Source organism: Rhizobium sp. N122 (assembly GCF_002211295.1).
Classification (GTDB): Bacteria; Pseudomonadota; Alphaproteobacteria; order Rhizobiales; family Rhizobiaceae; genus Rhizobium.
This window is the reverse complement of sequence record NZ_LOKU01000001.1, coordinates 112,817-132,719: the sequence shown is the minus strand read 5'-3', so window position 1 is coordinate 132,719 and position 19,903 is coordinate 112,817. Positions and strand designations below refer to the sequence as shown.

The window sequence follows — 19,903 nt, the reverse complement described above, 5'->3', positions numbered from 1 at the left end:
GTTATGCCCTCCAGCTACAATATCGGCCCTCGCTATGAAGGCCTTGTCCGAGAGCTTGTCGAAAGGGGGCGCTATGCCAGCGCCAGCGAGGTCGTGCGCGATAGCCTCCGGCTATTGGAACAGCGCGAGGAGATTCGTGCGCTTGAGCTGGAAAAACTCAAGCGGGAGTATGCTGAGGGGAAAGCTAGCGGCGAACCGGAAGAGGCTGATCCCACGCGCTTCCTGCAAGAGCTGAAAGCAGAACGCGCAGCCCGTGGCTAAATACAAAATGTCTCCGCGTGCGCAACGTCAGATGCGAGATATCTGGCGCAATGTCGCCATTCACAATGAACAGGCAGCGGACAGGCTGCTGTAGAAGCTTTTCGATAAGTTTGAGCTGGTTGCCACCCATCCCGAGATGGGACCTGCTCGACCGGATGTCAGCCCTGCTGCCCGTCTGATTATCGAGGGACGCTACATCGCCATCTATGAACCCACGAATTATGGCGCTGAAATTGTCGTGATCGTGCACGGGATGCGCGAGCCATCGACTTGGCTCGATTGAGGCGGCCTCTTGTGAGCCAGTGATGTTTTCCGGTGACGGCGGCCACTTCGCGGTTCCGGGTGCGGACGAAACTTTTTGCTCCTGCAAAAGTTACCCAAATCTCATCCTCACTTCACCGAAGGCTTTCCCTTGACCAATATGACGTTCGGCCCCGCAGTCACTGAAGAGGGTATTCTGTTTCGGCTCTGGGCGCCTCTGCATGAAAGCGTGTCCTTGAAAATCGAAGGCGCTGATCTGCGGCCGATGCAGGCGGCGGACGGTGGCTGGCATCGGTGCACAGTTCCGCATGCCCCTGCCGGTACGCGCTATCGTTTCATCCTGCCGGACGGCCTTGAAATTCCCGACCCCGCCTCGCGGTTCCAGCCGCAGGATGTGCACGGTCCGAGCGAAGTGGTCGACCTCACCGCCTATCGCTGGAAGACGAGCGACTGGACCGGCCGGCCGTGGGAGGAGATGGTCATCTATGAGATGCATATCGGCTGCTTCACGCCGGAGGGGAGTTTCACCTCTGCGATTGAGCGGCTCGATCATCTCAGGGAGTTGGGCGTCACGGCGTTGCAGATCATGCCGGTCAGCGAATTCCCCGGTCGCTACAGCTGGGGATACGACGGCGTGCTGCCCTATGCCCCTGACAGCAGCTATGGCCGGCCGGAAGATTTCATGGCGCTGGTGGACGCAGCCCATCAGCGCGGCATCTCGGTGTTTCTCGATGTGGTCTACAACCACTTCGGGCCGGACGGAAATTATATCCCTTCCTACGCGCCGCTCTTTACCGACCGTCACAAGACGCCTTGGGGGCACGGCATCAACTATGACGGCGACGGATCGCAGATGATCCGTGAATTTGTCATTGAGAACGCCATCTACTGGATCACCGAATTCCGGCTCGACGGCTTTCGCTTCGATGCCGTTCACGCGATCAAGGACGATAGCGACGAGCATCTGCTGCACGAACTTGCCCGCCGCGTCCGGGCTGCAGCCGGCGACCGGCACGTTCATCTGATCGTCGAAAACGAGGAGAATGACAGCGATCTGCTGAAGCGCGACGAAAAAGGCGAAGCAAAGCTGTTCACCGCCCAGTGGAACGACGACGTCCACCATCTGCTGCACATCACCGCCACCGGCGAAACCTTCGGCTATTATGCCGATTATGCCGGCGACGCGGGCAAGCTCGGCCGGGCTCTGGCGGAAGGCTTCGTGTTCCAGGGCGAACATATGCCCTATCGGGGGGCAAGCCGCGGCAGGCCGAGCAGCCACCTGCCGCCGACGGCCTTCATCTCCTTCATCCAGAACCATGACCAGATCGGCAATCGGGCGCTTGGCGATCGTGTCATGGCTTCAAGTCCGGCCGAGGCCGTCAAGGCGGTCACTTCAATCTATCTGCTGGCGCCTGAGATACCGATGCTGTTCATGGGCGAGGAATGGGGGGCGCAGGAGCCTTTCCCGTTCTTCTGCGATTTCGACGAGGATTTGAACGAGAAGGTCAGGAAGGGCCGCCGCGAGGAGCTCTCGCGTCTGCCGGGCTTCGACGCCGACGACCTTCTCGACCCGACGGCTCCATCGACCTTTGCCGCGGCCAAACTGGATTGGTCGAAACGCGCTTCCTCCGAGGTGCTCGATTTCTACAGAACGCTTCTCGACCTCCGGCACCGGAGAATCGTTCCTTTGCTGAAAGGCGCGACGGCCGGAAGCGCTGCCCACCGCTCGGCGGGACATGCGATCGCAGTGGATTGGCCCCTTGCGGGAGGCCGGCATCTTCATCTGCGCGCCAACCTCGGCAACAGGGCGACAGCGCTCGGCTCGCAACAGGGCGGCGCCGAGACGATATTCCGTCTCGGCGGAAGCGACGGCGGCGATCTGGCGCCCTGGACGGTGATCTGGAGCCTGAGCCAGGCGTGACGGCGGTGGGAGAGAAAAGGTCGAATGATGAAGTCCGCTGAACTCGACAAGCTCGCCCGCCTCCACGGCATCAGCCCGACAAGACCCAGCCCCGAGAACCGGGAGGTGGTGATCTCGGCCGCGACCAAGCGCAAGATACTCTCGGCATTGAATATTGAATTGACGGCGGATCAGGAGACCGGCGTGCCGCAGCGGAAAGCGAAGCCGGCGCCAGGGAAGATCCCGGTGTCGTTTCTGCCGGATTTTCTGTCCGGCACACGGGTCTGGGGCGTGAGCCTGCAGCTTTACGAGATCCGGTCGGCACGCAACTGGGGCATCGGAGACTTCCAGGACCTGGCCGATATGGCCGATCTGGCGGGGTCGCTGGGAGCCGATTTCATCGGCCTCAATCCGCTTCACGCGCCGTTTCTCGCCGATCCCGACCGCTGCAGTCCCTATGAACCCTCAAGCCGCCAGCATCTCAACCCGCTCTATATCGCGGTCGATCAGGTGCCGGGATTTGCCGGCAATCCCGAACTCGAACGGGAATTGGAGCGCCTTCGCCAATCCGATCTCGTCGATTACAACGGCGTTGCACGCACCAAGCTTGGCGCCCTTCGAGATCTCTGGTCGGAATGGCAACGGCGCCGCGTCAGCGACGACTCCGCCGATTTCGACGCTTTTGTCGGGTTAGGCGGCGACAGCCTTCGGCTGCATGCGCTGTTTGAATGCCTCTCGTTTTCCATGGTCGAGCGTGGGGCGGGCGCCGGTTGGCAACGGTGGCCAGCCGAGTTCCAGCGTTTTGACAGTGCCGCTGTCGGCGATTTTGAACGCAAGCACGCGGACGATGTTGGCTTCCATATGTGGCTGCAATGGCTCGCCCACCGACAGCTGATGCAGGCGGCGGAGCGGGCGCGCAAGGCCGGCCTCAGGATCGGGCTCTATCTCGATCTTGCCGTCGGGGAGGCGGTCGATGGCTCGGCGACCTGGAGCGAGCCTGATATCTATGTCTCCAAGGCGACGATCGGCTGTCCTCCCGATCCATTCGCCGTCGGCGGCCAGGACTGGCACCTTGCTGGATACCTGCCGTCCGAAATTGCCGCGGGGAAAATGTCGCCGTACCGGCGCATGGTCGGTACTGCCATGCGCTACGCGGGCGCCATCCGCATCGACCATGCCCCGGCGATCCGCCGCCTTTTCCTGGTGCCGTTGGGTGCAAGACCGGACAGCGGCGCCTATGTCCGGTATCCTGAGGATCGGCTGCTGCAGATCCTCGCCGAGCTTTCCGCCGAACATCGATGCCTGGTTATCGGGGAATCTCTCGGAATGATCCCGGAGGGATTGCAGGAAGATCTGGCGGCTGCCGGCATTCTCTCCTACCGGATCCTGTCCTACGAACAGGACAAGAGGGGATTCAAGCCTGCCGATGCCTATCCCACCCTCGCGCTCGCCTGCATCTCCACGCATGATCATCAGACCCTTGCCGGCTGGTGGCGCGGCGCCGACAGTCAGGACCGCTGTGAACACGGCATCGTACCGCCCAATCTGACCGGAGAACATCTCAAACACCGCAAGCGCGAGCGGAGATTTCTGAAAACTGTCTTCGAGGCCGCCGGCCTCGACGTGCCGGCCCGGCTGACGGCGCGGGCAAGCCAAGAAGCGCTGCAAGATCTGACCGTCAGCGCCTACCGTTTCATTGCCCGGACGCCATCGCTTCTGACCGCCGTGCGGCTTGCCGATCTTACCGACGAGAAAAGACCGACCAATATTCCTGGCACCAGCGACAGTTATCCGAACTGGAAGCCGAAGCTGTCGGTTTTGCTGGAGGATCTGCTGTCGAACCGGCTGCTTAAAAGCGTGACGGCGGCCATGCGGGAGGAAAGACCGCGGGGCGGAATTCTATCGCAGAGGGAACGAATTCGAAGCCGGCGAATTTTAAAGGAATAGGCACAGGAGCGCCGAAATGAGCCCTGTCCGCTTTCTCGCCTCAGACGCGGCGGGACTAATATCGACGGAAAATAAGACCATGACGAGCGCATTCATCCTCATCGCATTGGCTCTGATCCTCATCTACGCCGGCCCGACATTACTGTTCATCGGCGTCGGCTATGCCGATTATCTGCTGGAGCGGCGAAGACATATGATCGCGCTGAAGCACGCCGTGAGGCGACGCAGCGACGAGCTTTAAAGCATTCCTCGGAAATCGGTGCTTTCCCCGGAATGAAAGTGGCCAAGTTTTGGTCGGCCTCTGATGTTGTCCGGCGTTCCCAGAGGCAGGCTGAAAACCTGCCTCCGGCCCCTCAAAAGCAGCTTAGTCGTTCGCCGTGACCTTGACGCCGAGGACCGAGGGAATGGTGTTCGGCGCGCCCATGGCCGCGCCGATGATCATTGGGAACGGAACCGGCTTTTCCGGTGCGGCGCTGATCGTCAGGCTTTTCGGCCCGTCGAGATAGGTATTGACGGCGGCCGATACCTGGTTCTGCAGCTCCGGCAGGTTGAGCTGCGCCATCATCATCGGCACGAGACCTTTCAGCGATTGCGTCAACTGGTCGCCGGTGACGCCCTGCTGCGCGCCGGCATAGTCGAGCGCCTTCTTGGTGATCGAGGCGTCGTCGAAGCGGATGGAGGCACTATTGAACGTCAGCTGCTGCATCATCCCCAGCATCGCAAGGCCGACGGCCTGATTGGCCTCTTCCTTGTTCGGATTGGCCTCGGCGGTCTTCACCGCTTCCTGCAGCGACTTGACGAAGGCGAGCGTGTAGCCGGAGAAGTCGACGGCGATATTCAGCCGGCCGATATTCTTGAAGTCGAACGCGTATTCGTCGACGGCAATCTTGCCGTTTTCGACTTCCCAGCTGCCCTTCATCGTCACCGTGCCGTCGATCGTCGCCAGCCCGAGTTTCTCGATGGCTTCCTTCGCGCTCGCATCCTCGACCTGCGACAGGTCGGCTTTCAGGCCGGCGACATTGGCGTCGTAGCTAAAGCCGCCATCCTGGCGCGCGAGATTCGACTCGATGCCCTCGATGGCGAACACGTCCTTGCCCTTGACGTTGACAGCGATCGGCCCGGTGCTGACCGTTTCATAAAGGAGGATGTCGTCCAGCGTGTCGCCCGTGACATTGGCGGGAATCGTCAGGCCGGCGATCTCGATGTCCTTTGCGGAAAAGCGTCCTTCCTCCTGGCTCATGTCGATATCCGGGAAAGAGACTGTTTTGGCGTAGTAGCCGCCGCCTGCCGTTTCCTCGACACCTTCGAAGGTGAGTTCGCCGATCTTCAAGGTATCGCCGGGCAGGTTCGCATATCCCACCTGGACGCCCGTCGCCGTTACCGTATCCCCATCGACATCAGCCTTTTCGAAGGTGATAACCGTGCCGCCGGCACTCGTGGCGGCATTGAGCTTCTTCATCATGTCTGCGCCATCGAGGGCGAAGGAGGGGCCGGCGAGCGCCAGGAAGGCGGTGCTTGCCATCATCAGGCGGAGATTGCGCATAGGCTTCATGGAAATATCCTTGTGGAGTAAGTAGACGGGGTTGGGAAATTCCGGATCTGTCCCGCAGGCTCCCGCGCCTGCGAGCAAGCCGGGTATCGCGGTTTCAACTGATCGGCTAATTCGGGGGTGAGGAGGTCACGCGCCGCCGGAAGGGTTGTGCCGAGGAAACATGGCCGCGCTGCCATCGGGGATCGACAGCGGCATTTTCTCTAGCACAGGTAGTTTTGCGGCGGCTCATTCTCAGACGTAGAGTGTATTCCCTCGATTCTTGCAACCCTCGAACTCCGCCCCAGGTGGGAAATAACTCGCCGGAGTGCTGTGCGTCACATTCGAATAGCTGGCTCGGCTTTGTTCCTATTCGACTAATATATTTGTATTTTAGTATAGACGATGATTGACCATCGGGTTAAGACCGTCGCGGCAGATTCTGGCCAGCGCGCTCGCCGTTCTCAAAAGCCGATGGCGTGGCTCGCATTCGTTCAATCAGGAGAAGCGCGATGCAGCCCGGTCGCACAGGCCTCGCCGTCTGCATGATGGTGGCCGCCGCCTTTTTGAACAGTCTCGACGCGATCATCGTGCGCTTGCTGGCCGGCGACGTGCACCCGTTGATGATCGGCTTTTTCCGGTCGTTTTTCGGACTTCTTGTCGTCTCGCCGTGGATCGTGGCGCGGGTGGGTCTGAAGGCCTCTCCCTACCGGCTTCTGCATGCCGTGCGTGCGGCACTGAAGCTCGCCTCATTGGTTGCTTTGTTCATCGCCTTTGCGCACGCGCCGCTGGCCGATGCCACGGCGATTAATTTCACCATGCCGATGTTTCTCGTTCTCGGCGCCTGGCTTGTGCTTAAGGAGCGTGTCGGGGTCTTCAGCGTCGCCGGCATTGTCGCGGGTTTTGCCGGCGTCATGATCATCATTCGCCCCGGAGCGACCGGTTTCGATCAATGGCTGCTTTTTGCGCTGGCAGGAGCGGTCTTGACGGCGGCCAGCCAGTTGATGCTGCGACGGATGGCGTTGAGGGACAGCGCGGACCGGCTGGTTGCATGGAACCTGATCACGACGGTGCCGCTTGGGCTGATCGTCATGCTGCCGGTCTGGTCGGTGCCGAGCTGGAGCCAACTCGGGCTGCTCGCCATGCAGGGGGCACTCGGCGCCTTCAACATGACGCTGATCACCCGCGCCTTCGGCATGGCGGCCGCAAGCGTTCTGGCGCCGCTCGACTTTCTCCGGCTGCCGGTGGTGGCGCTGATGGCCTTCCTGTTTTTTTCGGAAATCCCGGCCGCCGAGACCTGGGTCGGCGCCGCAGTCATCATTGGCGCGACCATCATTGGCACCGGCGGTATGGCGTGGCGACGAAAGCCGCCGGTCGATAAGACCTGACGATTTTGAGAAAAGGGGTTCACAAAAATTCTAGATACACTAATATTTCAGTTGGCGCCTGTAGGCGGAGGGGCATGACGGGCGAACTTCGGGACAATCAAAGATCCGGCTGCCCGGATGGCTTTGCCTCGGGGCGTTTGGGTTTCACTCGGGAGGAGTGGCATGAAGAGTTTCATCGGCAAACGCGCGATCGCCAGCGGCGTATCGCTCGTGGTGCTCATCGTCATCGTGTTCTTCCTGTCCCGGCTGACAGGCGATCCAACCGACCTCTATCTACCGATCGACGCGACAACGGAAATACGCCAGCAATTCCGTGAGATGAACGGGTTCAACGACCCGCTGATCGTCCAGTTCGGCCGCTATGTCGCAGATCTCGCCCAGGGCAATTTCGGTCAGTCCCTGCGGCAGGCTCGCCCTGCCATGGATGTCGTGCTGGAGGCCTTCGTCTGGACCTTCTGGCTGGCTGTCATCACCATGGCGCTGGTCACCGTCGCTGCGATCGTCATCGGTTCGCTCGCGGCGTTTCGTGTCGGCGGCGTCTTCGATCGTCTTGCCACTTTCTTCTCGTTGATCGGCGCTGCAGCCCCGGACTTCTGGCTTGCCATCGTGGCGATCGTCATTTTCGCCGTCAAACTGCATGTCCTGCCGACGTCGGGAACGGGAACCTTCTGGCATTGGGTCCTGCCGGTCAGCGTGCTGTTCATCCGGCCCTTCGGCCTGATCCTGCAGGTGGTGCGCGGCTCGATGATCAGCGTTCTGTCTTCCGCCTACGTGAAGACGGCGCGCGCCAAGGGCGTCCGTTCGAACTCGATCATCTTCGTTCACGGACTGCGCAACGCCATGCTGCCGGTGATCACCGTCATCGGCGATCAGGCGGCCGCCATCTTGAACGGCGCCGTCGTCGTCGAGACGGTGTTCGGTTTTCCAGGGATCGGCAAGCTGATGATCGATTCCATCCTGCTTCGCGATTTCGCCGTCGTGCTGGCCGTCATCATGGTCTCGGCATTGGCGATCTTCATCATGAACCTATTGATCGACATCGCTTATGCGCTGCTCGATCCGCGTATCCGGTATTGAGCGATGGCGATGACCGACACACAAATCCTCATCGAGAAAAAACCGAGCGGCCCGATCGGGCGTTGGCTGACCATGTTGTGGGCGGACAAGCTGGCTTTCTTCGCTGCTCTGTTCCTCTTGATCGTTCTTCTCTGCGCGCTGTTTGGCCCGTTTCTGCTGGAGGGCATCGCCACCAAGCAGAACCTGCGGGGCCGAAACGCGCCGCCCTTCGATATCACCCGCGGATGGCTTTACGTCCTTGGCGCCGATGCGCTGGGTAGGCCGCTTCTGGCCCGCGTCGTTGTGGCGGCGCAAAACACCATCCTGGTTGCGGCGGCGGCGGTGCTTGCATCCTCTGTCGTCGGCACGGCGCTTGGACTGGTGGCGGGTTACAGCCGCTCTTCCGCCGCTCAGTGGATCATGCGCCTCGGCGACGTCATCATGTCCTTTCCGTCGCTGCTTCTGGCGGTGATCGTGCTCTATATGCTCGAACCCTCGGTCACCAATATCGTCCTCGTCCTGGCGATCACCCGTATCCCGATCTATCTGCGCACCGCCCGCGCCGAAGTGCTTGAAGTGCGCGAGCGGATGTTCGTGCAGGCGGCGAAGGTCATGGGCGCATCGAACCGGCGCATTGTCTTCCATCACATCCTGCCGGTGATCTTTCCGACGCTGGTGACCATCGCCACGCTTGATTTCGCCTTCGTCATGCTGGCGGAATCCTCGCTGTCGTTCCTGGGGATCGGCATTCAGGCGCCGGAGATCACCTGGGGTCTCATGGTCGCCCAAGGGCGGCCTTATCTCACCAATGCCTGGTGGCTTTCCTTCTGGCCCGGCCTTGCAATCATTCTGACGACGCTGTCGCTGAATCTCCTGTCGAATTGGCTGCGCATCGCGCTCGATCCGACGCAACGCTGGCGCCTGGAAATGAGAGGCCGGGAAATGAGAGGCAAGAAAAATGGCTGAACATCTTCTGGAAGTGCGTAACCTCTCGGTCGAGTTCCACACCGTCAGCGGCGCCGTCAAGGCAGTGCAGGATGTCAGCTGGCATCTCGATCGCGGCGAGACGCTGGCGATCCTCGGGGAAAGCGGTTCGGGCAAGTCGGTCTCCGCCTCGGCGATCATGAACCTGATCGATATGCCGCCCGGGAAGATCACCGGCGGCACCATTCTCCTAAATGGGCGCGACATGCTGACAATGACGCCCGAGGAGCGGCGTTCGATCAACGGCGCCAGGATCGCCATGATCTTTCAGGACCCGCTGGCGCATCTCAATCCGGTCTACACGGTCGGCTGGCAAATCACCGAAATGATGACCACGCATGGTCAGTCCGCGGAGCAGGCCCGTGCCAGGGCGCTCGAACTCATGGAGCGGGTGGGCATCACCAATCCGCAGGCGGCGATGCGGAAATATCCGTTCCAGTTCTCCGGCGGACAGCGGCAACGCCTGATGATCGCCATGGCGATCGCCTGCAAGCCCGACATCCTGATTGCCGATGAACCGACCACCGCGCTTGATGTTACGGTGCAGGCTCAGGTGCTCGAACTTCTGCAGGAGTTGCAACAGGAAACCGGCATGGGCCTGTTGCTGATCACGCATGATCTCGGCGTTGTGGCGGAGATCGCCGACCGGGTGGTGGTGATGAATTCCGGCTGCGTCGTCGAAACCGGCAACGCAGCTGAAGTCTATCGCAACCCGCAGAACGCCTATACCAAGAAGCTGATTGCCGCCGCACCCGGGAAGGGCGCGATGGCGCAGGAGCGTAACCGCCAGGGCGAGCCGCTGCTGCGCGCCATCGGTTTGAAGAAGAGTTTTGGCGCCTTCCGGGCCCTGAAAGGCGTCGACCTCGTCATCATGCCTGGCGAAACCGTCGCGGTCGTCGGCGAGAGTGGCTCCGGCAAGTCGACGCTTGCCCGGGCAATCGTTCGTCTCGATGATCCGCAGGAGGGCCAGGTCCTCTACCGCGGCAATGATCTGCTTGCGATGAGCCCGAGGGACATATTCAGGCTGCGTCGCGATTTGCAGATGGTCTTTCAGGACCCGACGCAGTCGCTCAACCCCCGGATGACCGTGTTCCGGCTGATTTCCGAGGCCTGGGTCATTCATCCCGAGATCCTGCCGAAAGCGAGGTGGAAGGAGAGGGTGGCCGAATTGCTGGTCAAGGTCGGCCTGAAGCCGGATATGGCTGACCGCTATCCGCACCAATTCTCCGGCGGCCAGCGCCAGCGCATCGCCATTGCCCGCGCGCTGGCGATGGAGCCGAAACTGATCATCTGCGACGAGGCGGTTTCGGCGCTCGACGTGTCGATCCAGGCGCAGGTGATTGCCTTGCTCGGCGGCCTGCGCCGTGAATTCGGCCTGTCCTACCTTTTCATTGCGCACGACCTGCCGGTGGTTCGCGATTTCGCCGATCGCGTCATCGTCATGAAGGCCGGCGAAATTGTCGAGGAGGGGCCGGTGGCCCAGATCTTCGACGCGCCCACCCACCCCTATACCCGGGCGCTGCTTGCCGCCGGCCTCGACCCCGATCCCGAAATCCAGGCCGCCCGCCGCGCCGCACGCCTCGCACAGGAAGGACTCGTTCCCGCATGAAGCCCGATGTCATCGTCGCCTATCCGCTCCGGCCCCGTCAAATGGCAATACTGGAGAAGACCTATACGCTGCACCGGCTGGACCTTGCAGAAGGTGGGGAACGCGATGCCCTTCTGGCCAGGGCCGGGCCGATCAGCACGGCTCTGGTCTGCAACGGCCATGTGACGATCGACGAAGCGCTGCTTGCGCAATTGCCGGCGCTGAAGCTCGCCGCCTGTTCCTCGGCCGGCTACGACCAGATGGATATCGAGGCGATGACGCGGCGCGGCATCAAGCTCACCAATACATCCGAGGTGCTGTGCGACGACGTTGCCGACACGGCGCTGCTGCTGATGCTGGCGGCACGCCGGCGCCTGCCGGAGGGCGACCGCTATGTGCGCTCCGGCGACTGGGGGCGCAACGGCATGATGCCGCTGACGACGTCGACGTCGGGCAAGCGGGCCGGGATCGTCGGCCTCGGTCGCATAGGCATGGCGATTGCCAGGCGATGCGAAGCCGTCGGGCTGACGGTCGGCTACTCCGGGCGGACGAAGAAAGCCGGCAATGATTTTGCCTATTTCGACGAGCCGGTAAAACTGGCGGACTGGGCCGATATCCTGATCGTGGCGACGCCGGGCGGGGCTTCGACCGAAGGGTTGATTTCGGCTGATGTGTTGAACGCGCTCGGACCGACGGGCAGCTTCATCAACATTGCCAGGGGCAGCGTGGTCGATGAACCGGCCCTGATCAAGGCCCTGCAGGAGAGGCGGATCGCCTCGGCCGGCATCGATGTCTACCTGAGCGAACCCAATCCCGATCCGCGCTTCGCAGCCCTCGACAATGTGGTGCTCTATCCCCATCACGCCAGCGGCACCGAGGAAACGCGCGACAGGATGGCGCAATTGACGGTCGACAACCTTGCCGCCTTCTTCGCAGGCAGGCCGCTGCTGACGCCGGTCAATTGACCCTGGGGGAAAGCGGCGGCGTGGCAGGCTCAGACGAAGTAGTCCGGGAACTCCTTCCTCAGGTCTTCGACTTTTGCGACGGTGCGGCTGAGATGCTCGCGGATCGCATCGACGGCACCCTGTTCGTCGCGGGCGGCAATCGCGTCGATGATGGCGTGGTGACCGTCGAGGATGCTCATGATCTTGCCCTTTTCGGGCAGATGCAGACGGCGAATGCGCTCGAGATGGCCGGACCGCTCGCGAACCAGTTGATGCAGGCTGCTGCGTTTGGCGCCTGCGAACAATGTCTGGTGAAAGAGTTCGTCGAGTTCCTGGAAGATGGCAATCTGGTCGACGTCGTCGGCGACGGCCGACTGCATTTTGATGATCGAGCGGGCGCGCGTGATGACGCTTGGATCCGGATCCGGATCGGTCGCGAGGCGGCGGCAGACTTCCGATTCCAGCGCGACGCGCAGGAAATGCGCCTCGTAAATCTGCAGGACGTCGATCCTGGTCACCACGGTGCGGGACTGCGGGTAAATGCGCACCAGGCCCTCCTGTTTGAGGAGCTGCAATGCGTCACGAATGGGAGTCTGACTGACTTCGTAAGTCTCGGTAAGCTCGGTGCGCGACAGCGTGGTGTCTGGCGGCAGCTGAATGGTGATGATGCGCTTTCTGAGATCATCATAGACGCGCTGGACGGTGCTGCCGGCCGCGGCTGGAAAACCGGGTGCAGTCAGGCCGAATGTGGAGGCGAACTGGGAATTCATGTGAGGCAATCCTTTTCACTCCATTCATAGCTTTGCACGCCCTAATGCACAAGAATGCAAAGTTGCCGTTGATATATATGGGAAACTAAAATATCAGTTGAAGGAAGGCGCGTAAATGAGCGCGCAAAAAGGTGGGAGAAAGCCGTGACCGCTAGGAAAACTTACGAGCAACTGCGGTCGGCCCGATGGATGCTGCCGGATGATCAGCGCTCGTTCGGTCATCGGTCGCGGACCATGCAGATGGGCTATGCGCCGGAGGATTGGCAGGGAAAGCCGATCATTGCCGTCATCAACACCTGGTCCGATGCCCAGCCGTGCCACATGCATTTCCGCGAACGCGCCGAATGGGTCAAGCGGGGCATTCTTCAGGCGGGCGGGTTTCCGATGGAACTGCCTGCGCTTTCCCTTTCCGAAAACTTCGTCAAGCCGACCACCATGCTCTATCGCAACATGCTGGCGATGGAGACCGAGGAGCTGTTGCGCAGCCATCCTGTCGACGGCGCCGTTCTGATGGGCGGCTGCGACAAGACGACACCCGGCCTTGTCATGGGTGCGGTCAGCATGGGCATTCCCTTTGTTTATCTGCCGGCCGGGCCGATGCTCCGGGGCAACTATGCCGGCAAGACGCTCGGCTCCGGGACCGACGGTTTCAAATATTGGGACGAGCGGCGTGCCGGCACGATCACCAAGGAGGAGTGGCAGGGCATCGAAGGCGGAATTGCCCGCAGTTACGGCCATTGCATGACCATGGGCACGGCGTCGACGATGACGGCGATCGCCGAGGCTATGGGATTGACGCTGCCGGGTGCTTCCTCGATTCCGGCGGCCGATGCCAACCACCAGCGCATGTCGGCGGCCTGCGGCCGCCGCATCGTCGATATGGTGTGGGAGGATCTGACGCCCGACCAAATCATCACCCCGGCGGCCGTCGACAATGCCGTCACCGTCGCCATGGCGACCGGCTGCTCCACCAATGCGATCATTCACCTGATTGCCATGGCGCGGCGCGCGGGCGTGCCGCTGGAGCTCGATGACCTCGATCGCATCGGCCGCACGACGCCGGTTCTTGCCAATATCCGGCCGTCCGGTTCGACCTACCTGATGGAGGATTTCTTTTATGCGGGCGGCTTGCGGGCGCTGATGCGGCAGCTTGGAGATAAGCTCAATCCAACCGCGATCACCGTCACCGGCAAACCCTTGGTGGACGGCCTCGACCAGGTGAAGATCTACAATGACGACGTTATCCGGCCATTATCGAACCCGGTCTATCACGAGGGTTCGCTGGCAGTGCTCAAGGGCAACCTGTGTCCCGACGGCGCTGTCATCAAGCCGGCCGCCTGCGACCCGAAATTCCACCGCCATCGCGGCCCGGCGCTGGTCGCCGACAGCTATGCGGAGATGAAGAAGATCATCGACGATCCCGATTATCCACTGACGCCCGATACGGTGCTGGTGCTGCGCAATGCCGGCCCGCAGGGCGGACCCGGCATGCCCGAATGGGGCATGATCCCGATGCCGAAGGCGCTGTTGAAGCTCGGCCTGCGCGACATGGTGCGCATCTCGGATGCCCGCATGTCCGGAACCAGTTTCGGTGCCTGCGTGCTGCACGCCGCGCCGGAATCCTACATTGGCGGGCCGCTGGCTTTGCTGAAAACTGGGGACATGGTCGAGCTCGACATTCCGGCACGCAGTCTCAATATGCTGGTTTCCGAAGAGGAAATCGCCGCGCGGCGTGCCGCCTGGGTGGCGCCGACAAGGCATTATGAGCGCGGTTACGGCTTCATGTTCTCCAAGCATATCGAGCAGGCGGACAAAGGCTGCGACTTCGACTTCCTGACGACGGAATTCGGTGGCAAAACGCCTGAACCGGCCATCAACTGAGGCACCATGATGTTTGATCCCAATCGACGCACGATCCCCGCGCAGCCGCCCAAGGCTGGCTTTGCGGCCGGTCCGGCCAAGCTGGACACCATCCGTTCGGTCACCCTGTCGCTTACCTATCTGCCGTTGGCGCGGCCGATCAGCGACGCCAAGGTTTTGACCGGCCGGCAGAAGCCGCTGACGGAGGTGGCGTTTCTGTTTTGCGAGATCGTCTCCGAAGCGGGCCATAGCGGTCTCGGTTTCAGTTATTCGAAGCGGGCAGGCGGACCGGCTCTTTATGCCCATGCCTGCGAGATTGCCGACAACCTGATCGGCGAAGATCCCAGCGATACCGCGCGCATATGGGACAAGCTCTGCTGGGCCGGAGCCTCGGTCGGCCGTTCCGGCATTGCGACGCAGGCCATTGCCGCCATCGACATCTGCCTCTGGGACCTGAAGGCAAAACGGGCCGGCCTGCCGCTGGCGAAACTGCTTGGCGCCCATCGCGACAGCGTCGCCTGCTACAACACGTCAGGCGGCTTCCTGTCGTCGAGTGTCGAGGAAATCCGCGATGCCATTGATCACTCGATCGCCGCCGGTATCGGCGGCGTCAAGATCAAGGTCGGGCAGCCGGACCCGATGGTCGACCTTCGCCGGCTTGATGCCGTGACCAGCCATATCGACGGCCGTGTGCCGCTGATGGTCGATGCCAACCAGCAATGGGACCGCACGACGGCGTTGCGCTTCGGCCGGCTGGTCGAGCCGCTCAATCTCGAATGGATCGAAGAGCCGCTCGATGCCTATGACGCCGAGGGCCATGCCGCACTGGCGCGCGAACTGGCCACGCCGATCGCTACCGGCGAGATGCTGGCCAGCGCCGACGAACATATGGCCCTGATCCGCGCCGATGCGGTCGACTTCATTCAGCCGGATGCACCACGGGTCGGCGGCATTACGCCCTTTCTGCGAATCTGCACGCAAGCCGAGGCGAAACGCATGCGGCTGGCGCCGCATTTCGCCATGGAAATCCATCTGCACCTGGCGGCCGCCTATGCGCACGAGCCGTGGGTAGAGCATTTCGACTGGCTGGCGCCGCTGTTCAACGAACAGCTCGACATTAGGGATGGCCGGATGATCGTGCCCGCCCGTCCGGGGCTTGGCTGCAGCCTGACGGGCAAAGCCCGCGACTGGACCGTGGAAACGCGCAGCTTCGGCGGCTGAATTCGAACGAGGAGATGGAAATATGAACCCCGCAACCCGTGAAAAGCTGATGGGTGTTTCGGTCGCGACGCTCTGCTCGGCGCTGTTCAAGCGCGGCCTGAGAAATCAGACGATCCAGGATGTCCGGCCGGTGCAGCCGAAAGGCCGCAATATGGTGGGACCGGCCTTCACGCTGCGCTACATGCCGGCGCGCGAGGACCGCAATGCGATGAACGTGTTTCGCAACCCGAAACACCCGCAGCGGCTTGCCATCGAGACCTGCCCCGAAGGCCATGTTCTGGTGATGGACAGCCGCAAGGACCCGCGGGCGGCGTCGGCCGGCGACATATTGATTACCCGCCTGATGATGCGCGGCGGTGCCGGCGTCGTGACCGACGGCGGCTTCCGCGACGCCATGACCATCGGCGGCCTTGATCTACCCGCCTATCATCATCGTCCCTCCAGCCCGACCAACCTCACGCTGCACGAAGCGATCGACATCAACGTGCCGATCGGCTGCGGGGACGTGGCGGTCTTCCCGGGCGACATCATGGTCGGCGACGACGACAGCGTGATCGTCATCCCGGCCGAGATAGCCGACGAGATAGCCGACGAAGCGGTGGAGATGACCGCTTACGAGGACTTCGTCACCGAACGCGTCAAGCAGGGACATACGATCATTGGCCTCTACCCGGCCACCGATGAGAGCAATTTGACGCTGTTTGCCGAATGGCGAAAGGTGAACGGCCGCTAAAGCCGGTATCTTGAACAACGACCGCATCAGGACGGAGCAAAGCTCCGCCGAGGAGGATAACAATGAGCTGGACACCCTCAGGCAGGCATCTCATCGCCGGCGAGTGGATTGCCGGGACTTCGACATTTCGCTCCGAGCCGGCGCATGGCCCGGCCCATGACTTCGCTGTCGGTACGACGGAACTGGTCGACCGCGCCTGCCGCGCGGCCGAAGCCGCTTTTGCGGCCTTTTCAGCGAAGACAAGCGAGGAGCGCGCCGTTTTCCTCGAGACGATTGCCGAGGAGATCGACAGGCGCGGCGCGGCCGTCACCCTGATCGGAACCGAGGAAACCGGGCTCCCGGAGGGCCGGCTGAATGGTGAGCGCGGTCGCACCACCGGACAGCTCAAGCTGTTTGCCGAGCATATCCGCAAAGGCGCGCATCTTGATGCTCGCACCGATGCGGCGCAGCCCGATCGGCAGCCGGCGCCGCGGCCTGAAATCCGCCTGGTGCAGCGGCCGATCGGCCCGGTCGCCGTTTTCGGCGCCTCGAATTTTCCGCTGGCATTTTCGACGGCCGGCGGCGACACGGCAGCCGCGCTTGCCGCCGGCTGCCCTGTCGTGGTCAAGGGACATTCGGCCCATCCCGGCACCGGTGAGATTATTGCCGAGGCGGTCGCAGCTGCGATCGAGCGCACCGGAATGCCGGCTGGCGTCTTCAGCCTGATCCAGGGCGGGCGCCGCGATGTCGGCACGGCTCTGGTGACCCATCCCGCCATCAAGGCGGTCGGCTTTACCGGGTCGCTTGTCGGCGGCCGTGCGCTTTTTGACCTTTGCGCCCAGCGCCCCGAACCGATTCCCTTTTTCGGGGAGCTCGGCAGCGTCAATCCGATGTTCCTGCTGCCGGCCGCGACCGCCGCCCGGGCTGAGGCGATCGGTTCCGGCTGGGCCGGCTCGCTGACGCTGGGCGCCGGCCAGTTCTGCACCAAACCCGGTATTGCCGTCGTCGTCGATGGGCCGGAGGCGGACAGGTTTACCGGCGCTGCCAAGGCGGCTCTTGAAAAGGTGACGCCGCAGACGATGCTGACCCAAGGCATCGCCGCCGCCTATCACGACGGTGTCGAGCGCATGCGGGCGAGCAATGCCGTCGCGCCGGTTCTTTCTGTAAAGAGCGCTGGCCGGGACGCCGCCCCGAATCTGTTCGAGACCAATGGCTCGGCCTGGCTTGCCGATCATTCGCTCAGCGAAGAGGTGTTCGGTTCTCTCGGTCTGGTGGTGCGCGTCGGCTCGCCGGAAGAGATGCTCTCCCTTGCCGAAAGCTTCCAGGGACAGCTGACCGCGACGATCCATATGGAAGACGCCGATCTTGGCCTGGCCCGCGACCTGCTGCCGATCCTCGAAAGGAAGGCGGGCAGGTTGCTTGTCAATGGCTTCCCGACCGGCGTCGAGGTTGTCGATTCCATGGTGCATGGCGGCCCCTATCCGGCCTCGACCAATTTCGGCGCGACCAGCGTCGGCACCATGTCGATCCGCCGGTTTCTACGCCCCGTCGCCTACCAGAATTTCCCCGCCGGCCTGTTGCCCCTCGATCTGCGCAACTGAAGCCGAGGAAGAAGCAATTGATCGCCGCGACGGAACGTCGCGAGATCATTCGCCGGCTCGAGGCACGAGCCAAAGGGTCCGCCACTGACCGATCTTACCGACGGTGAGGTCGAGACGATGCGTGGATCGATTGCTTCGGCCGGCTAGAAATCGAGCGTTTCGGACAGCGTTGGCGCCCGTGTTCCGGGTGCTGCGCTTGATCGCTCCGCTTAACTAGTATATTAGTGCGCTTGTGTATTAGGATGGCTTTTCGCAAAGAGGAGGCGAAGGCCGGATCACCGGAGATAGGACGAAGATTCGCCGTAAAGAGCGCCGCCGGCGCATGGGAGGAGAACGAAATGAAACTGCATTTGGTCGCTGCCTGTTTTTCAACCGCGATGATCGGGCTGAGCGCTGGCTCGGTTCACGCTGACGATGCCAAGAGCAACGTCACCGTCGTGCTCGCGGAAACCGTCGATGTCGTCGAGCCCTGCATGGCCGCGCGCCAGGACGTCGGCCGGGTCATTTCCGAGAACGTCAACGAGATGCTGGTCGAATTCGACTACGTCAATGGCGGTCTCAAACCCCGCCTGGCGACGGAATGGTCGAAGATCGACGACGACACCTGGGAGTTCAAGCTGCGCCCGAATGTCAAATGGCACGATGGCAAGCCGTTCACCGCCAAAGATGTCCAGTTTACGATCGAGCGCAACAAGAACAAGAAGCTCAGCTGTGAAACCGGCGGCAAATATTTCGGCGGTACGGAATTCAGCTTCGAGACGCCGGATGCCAACACGATCCGCATTACGACAAAACCGGCGCAGCCGATCCTTCCGCTGCTGATGACGGTGATGGCCGTGGAATCGGCCGAGGCGACACCGGCAGACGAATTCACCCGCAAGCCGATCGGCACCGGCCCCTATACCTTCGACAAATGGGAGATCGGCCAGTCGATCGTGCTGAAGCGCAATCCGGACTATTGGGGGGAGAAGCCGCAAGTGGAGCAGGCGACCTATCTGTTCCGCTCGGACAGTGCGGTCGCAGCCGCCATGGTCGATGCCGGCGAAGCCGATATCGTTCCGGCCGTATCGGTGCAGGATGCCACCAACAAGGAAACCGATTTCGCCTATCCGAATTCGGAGACGACATCGCTGCGCATCGATACCCGCGCAGCGCCGCTCAACGACCGGCGCATACGCGAAGCGATGAACCTCGCTATCGATCGTCAGGCCATGCTCGGAACGCTGTTTCCCGAACAGGCGAAGATCGCCACGCAGCTCGTCGTCCCCACGACGATCGGCTACAATGCCGATATCCCCGCCTGGCCTTATGATCCCGAAAAAGCAAAGGAATTGGTCAAGGCAGCGAAAGCCGACGGCGTCCCGGTCGATCAACAGATCCGCATCATCGGTCGCAATGGGCAATATCCTAACGCCACCGAAGCGATGGAAGCGATGATGGCCATGCTTCAGGACGTCGGTTTGAACGTCAAGCTCGACATGTACGACGTTTCTGTGTGGAACGGCTATTTCGTTGCACCCTTCGTCGCCGATTCCGGTCCGACATTGACCCAGTCGCAGCACGACAATGCGACCGGCGATCCCGTCTTCACCGCCTTCGTGAAATACGCGACCGACGGCTCTCACTCCATGGTTCGGGATCCCGCGGTTGACGCCCTCATCGCCAAGGCGACCTCAGCCACCGGCGACGAGCGCACGAAACTTTGGAAGGAGCTTTTCGCCAAGGTGAACACCGACATCATCGCCGATATCCCGATGTTTCATATGGTCGGCTTCACCCGCGTTTCGCCGCGTCTCGACTTCAAGCCGACGATCGCGACGAATTCCGAACTGCAGCTGTCGCAGATCCGCTTCAAGTAAGCTGGTTTGCCGATTGAAGCGCG

Annotated in this window: 16 protein-coding genes and 1 pseudogene; 15 read left to right on the top strand and 2 right to left on the bottom strand. The window is 61.9% G+C overall.

Annotation, left to right across the window (positions count from 1 at the left end):
• Positions 1–3: 3 nt before the first annotated feature.
• The 5 genes and pseudogenes from ATY75_RS00620 (at position 4) to ATY75_RS34460 (ending at position 4,610) form a co-directional block, all read left to right on the top strand.
• Positions 4–261 carry a type II toxin-antitoxin system ParD family antitoxin gene (locus ATY75_RS00620; RefSeq protein WP_088936033.1) on the top strand — a complete coding sequence of 86 codons (258 nt, stop codon included), beginning with the start codon at positions 4–6 and terminating at the stop codon, positions 259–261.
• Positions 254–544, top strand: a pseudogene (locus ATY75_RS00615) (type II toxin-antitoxin system RelE/ParE family toxin). Before ATY75_RS00620 ends, ATY75_RS00615 begins: the two are co-directional and overlap by 8 nt.
• 129 nt (positions 545–673) lie before the next feature.
• Positions 674–2,443 carry a malto-oligosyltrehalose trehalohydrolase gene (gene treZ / locus ATY75_RS00610; RefSeq protein ID WP_088936032.1) on the top strand — a complete coding sequence of 590 codons (1,770 nt, stop codon included), beginning with the start codon at positions 674–676 and terminating at the stop codon, positions 2,441–2,443.
• Between the two features lie 27 nt (positions 2,444–2,470).
• Complete coding sequence (malQ, locus tag ATY75_RS00605) at positions 2,471–4,369, top strand: 4-alpha-glucanotransferase (protein WP_190241297.1); 1,899 nt, start codon at positions 2,471–2,473, stop codon at positions 4,367–4,369.
• 79 nt (positions 4,370–4,448) lie between these two features.
• Positions 4,449–4,610, top strand: a complete 162-nt coding sequence (locus ATY75_RS34460; RefSeq protein ID WP_172599291.1) for a hypothetical protein — start codon at positions 4,449–4,451, stop codon at positions 4,608–4,610.
• A 123-nt stretch (positions 4,611–4,733) separates the two neighbouring features.
• Here ATY75_RS34460 and ATY75_RS00600 read toward each other — a convergent pair whose 3' ends face one another.
• Positions 4,734–5,921 carry a hypothetical protein gene (locus tag ATY75_RS00600; protein ID WP_088936030.1) on the bottom strand — a complete coding sequence of 396 codons (1,188 nt, stop codon included), beginning with the start codon at positions 5,919–5,921 and terminating at the stop codon, positions 4,734–4,736.
• Positions 5,922–6,409: 488 nt separating this feature from the next.
• Here ATY75_RS00600 and ATY75_RS00595 point away from each other — a divergent pair, with 488 nt between their 5' ends.
• The 5 genes from ATY75_RS00595 (at position 6,410) to ATY75_RS00575 (ending at position 11,878) form a co-directional block, all read left to right on the top strand.
• A complete protein-coding gene (locus tag ATY75_RS00595) occupies positions 6,410–7,285 on the top strand; it encodes a DMT family transporter (RefSeq protein WP_088936029.1) in 876 nt (291 codons plus the stop codon).
• A gap of 162 nt (positions 7,286–7,447) precedes the next feature.
• Positions 7,448–8,362, top strand: a complete 915-nt coding sequence (locus ATY75_RS00590; RefSeq protein ID WP_088936028.1) for an ABC transporter permease — start codon at positions 7,448–7,450, stop codon at positions 8,360–8,362.
• Between the two features lie 3 nt (positions 8,363–8,365).
• Positions 8,366–9,307, top strand: coding sequence for an ABC transporter permease (locus ATY75_RS00585; protein ID WP_172599290.1), 942 nt, complete (start codon positions 8,366–8,368; stop codon positions 9,305–9,307).
• Entirely contained in the window at positions 9,300–10,934 is a 1,635-nt protein-coding gene (locus ATY75_RS00580; protein ID WP_088936026.1) for an ABC transporter ATP-binding protein, read from the top strand. Before ATY75_RS00585 ends, ATY75_RS00580 begins: the two co-directional genes overlap by 8 nt.
• The gene (locus ATY75_RS00575; RefSeq protein ID WP_088936025.1) at positions 10,931–11,878 is read left to right on the top strand and encodes a 2-hydroxyacid dehydrogenase; all 948 of its coding nucleotides are present in this window, start codon (positions 10,931–10,933) and stop codon (positions 11,876–11,878) included. The genes ATY75_RS00580 and ATY75_RS00575 overlap by 4 nt, the downstream gene beginning before the upstream one ends.
• A 29-nt stretch (positions 11,879–11,907) precedes the next feature.
• Here the strand turns inward: ATY75_RS00575 and ATY75_RS00570 are convergent, their stop codons facing one another.
• Positions 11,908–12,627, bottom strand: a complete 720-nt coding sequence (locus ATY75_RS00570; protein WP_064844279.1) for a GntR family transcriptional regulator — start codon at positions 12,625–12,627, stop codon at positions 11,908–11,910.
• Between the two features lie 144 nt (positions 12,628–12,771).
• Here ATY75_RS00570 and araD point away from each other — a divergent pair, with 144 nt between their 5' ends.
• From araD to ATY75_RS00545, 5 genes are all read left to right on the top strand, one after another.
• On the top strand, positions 12,772–14,508 hold the full coding sequence (gene araD, locus ATY75_RS00565) for an L-arabinonate dehydratase (RefSeq protein ID WP_088936024.1): 1,737 nt from the start codon (positions 12,772–12,774) through the stop codon (positions 14,506–14,508).
• A gap of 9 nt (positions 14,509–14,517) precedes the next feature.
• Entirely contained in the window at positions 14,518–15,708 is a 1,191-nt protein-coding gene (locus ATY75_RS00560) for a mandelate racemase/muconate lactonizing enzyme family protein (RefSeq protein WP_088936237.1), read from the top strand.
• A gap of 22 nt (positions 15,709–15,730) precedes the next feature.
• The gene (locus ATY75_RS00555) at positions 15,731–16,441 is read left to right on the top strand and encodes a ribonuclease activity regulator RraA (RefSeq protein ID WP_088936023.1); all 711 of its coding nucleotides are present in this window, start codon (positions 15,731–15,733) and stop codon (positions 16,439–16,441) included.
• A 62-nt stretch (positions 16,442–16,503) separates the two neighbouring features.
• On the top strand, positions 16,504–18,021 hold the full coding sequence (locus ATY75_RS00550) for an aldehyde dehydrogenase (NADP(+)) (protein WP_088936022.1): 1,518 nt from the start codon (positions 16,504–16,506) through the stop codon (positions 18,019–18,021).
• A 338-nt stretch (positions 18,022–18,359) separates the two neighbouring features.
• Entirely contained in the window at positions 18,360–19,880 is a 1,521-nt protein-coding gene (locus ATY75_RS00545) for an ABC transporter substrate-binding protein (protein WP_088936021.1), read from the top strand.
• Positions 19,881–19,903 lie beyond the last annotated feature (23 nt).

Excerpts from the sequence above, each read along its gene's own strand:
- ATY75_RS00620 (WP_088936033.1), top strand. The coding sequence starts at position 4 with ATGCCCTCCAGCTACAATATCGGCCCTCGCTATGAAGGCCTTGTCCGA.
- malQ (WP_190241297.1), top strand. The coding sequence starts at position 2,471 with ATGAAGTCCGCTGAACTCGACAAGCTCGCCCGCCTCCACGGCATCAGC.
- ATY75_RS34460 (WP_172599291.1), top strand. The coding sequence starts at position 4,449 with ATGACGAGCGCATTCATCCTCATCGCATTGGCTCTGATCCTCATCTAC.
- ATY75_RS00600 (WP_088936030.1), bottom strand. The coding sequence starts at position 5,921 with ATGAAGCCTATGCGCAATCTCCGCCTGATGATGGCAAGCACCGCCTTC.
- ATY75_RS00595 (WP_088936029.1), top strand. The coding sequence starts at position 6,410 with ATGCAGCCCGGTCGCACAGGCCTCGCCGTCTGCATGATGGTGGCCGCC.
- ATY75_RS00590 (WP_088936028.1), top strand. The coding sequence starts at position 7,448 with ATGAAGAGTTTCATCGGCAAACGCGCGATCGCCAGCGGCGTATCGCTC.
- ATY75_RS00585 (WP_172599290.1), top strand. The coding sequence starts at position 8,366 with ATGGCGATGACCGACACACAAATCCTCATCGAGAAAAAACCGAGCGGC.
- ATY75_RS00580 (WP_088936026.1), top strand. The coding sequence starts at position 9,300 with ATGGCTGAACATCTTCTGGAAGTGCGTAACCTCTCGGTCGAGTTCCAC.
- ATY75_RS00575 (WP_088936025.1), top strand. The coding sequence starts at position 10,931 with ATGAAGCCCGATGTCATCGTCGCCTATCCGCTCCGGCCCCGTCAAATG.
- ATY75_RS00570 (WP_064844279.1), bottom strand. The coding sequence starts at position 12,627 with ATGAATTCCCAGTTCGCCTCCACATTCGGCCTGACTGCACCCGGTTTT.
- ATY75_RS00560 (WP_088936237.1), top strand. The coding sequence starts at position 14,518 with ATGTTTGATCCCAATCGACGCACGATCCCCGCGCAGCCGCCCAAGGCT.
- ATY75_RS00555 (WP_088936023.1), top strand. The coding sequence starts at position 15,731 with ATGAACCCCGCAACCCGTGAAAAGCTGATGGGTGTTTCGGTCGCGACG.
- ATY75_RS00550 (WP_088936022.1), top strand. The coding sequence starts at position 16,504 with ATGAGCTGGACACCCTCAGGCAGGCATCTCATCGCCGGCGAGTGGATT.
- ATY75_RS00545 (WP_088936021.1), top strand. The coding sequence starts at position 18,360 with ATGAAACTGCATTTGGTCGCTGCCTGTTTTTCAACCGCGATGATCGGG.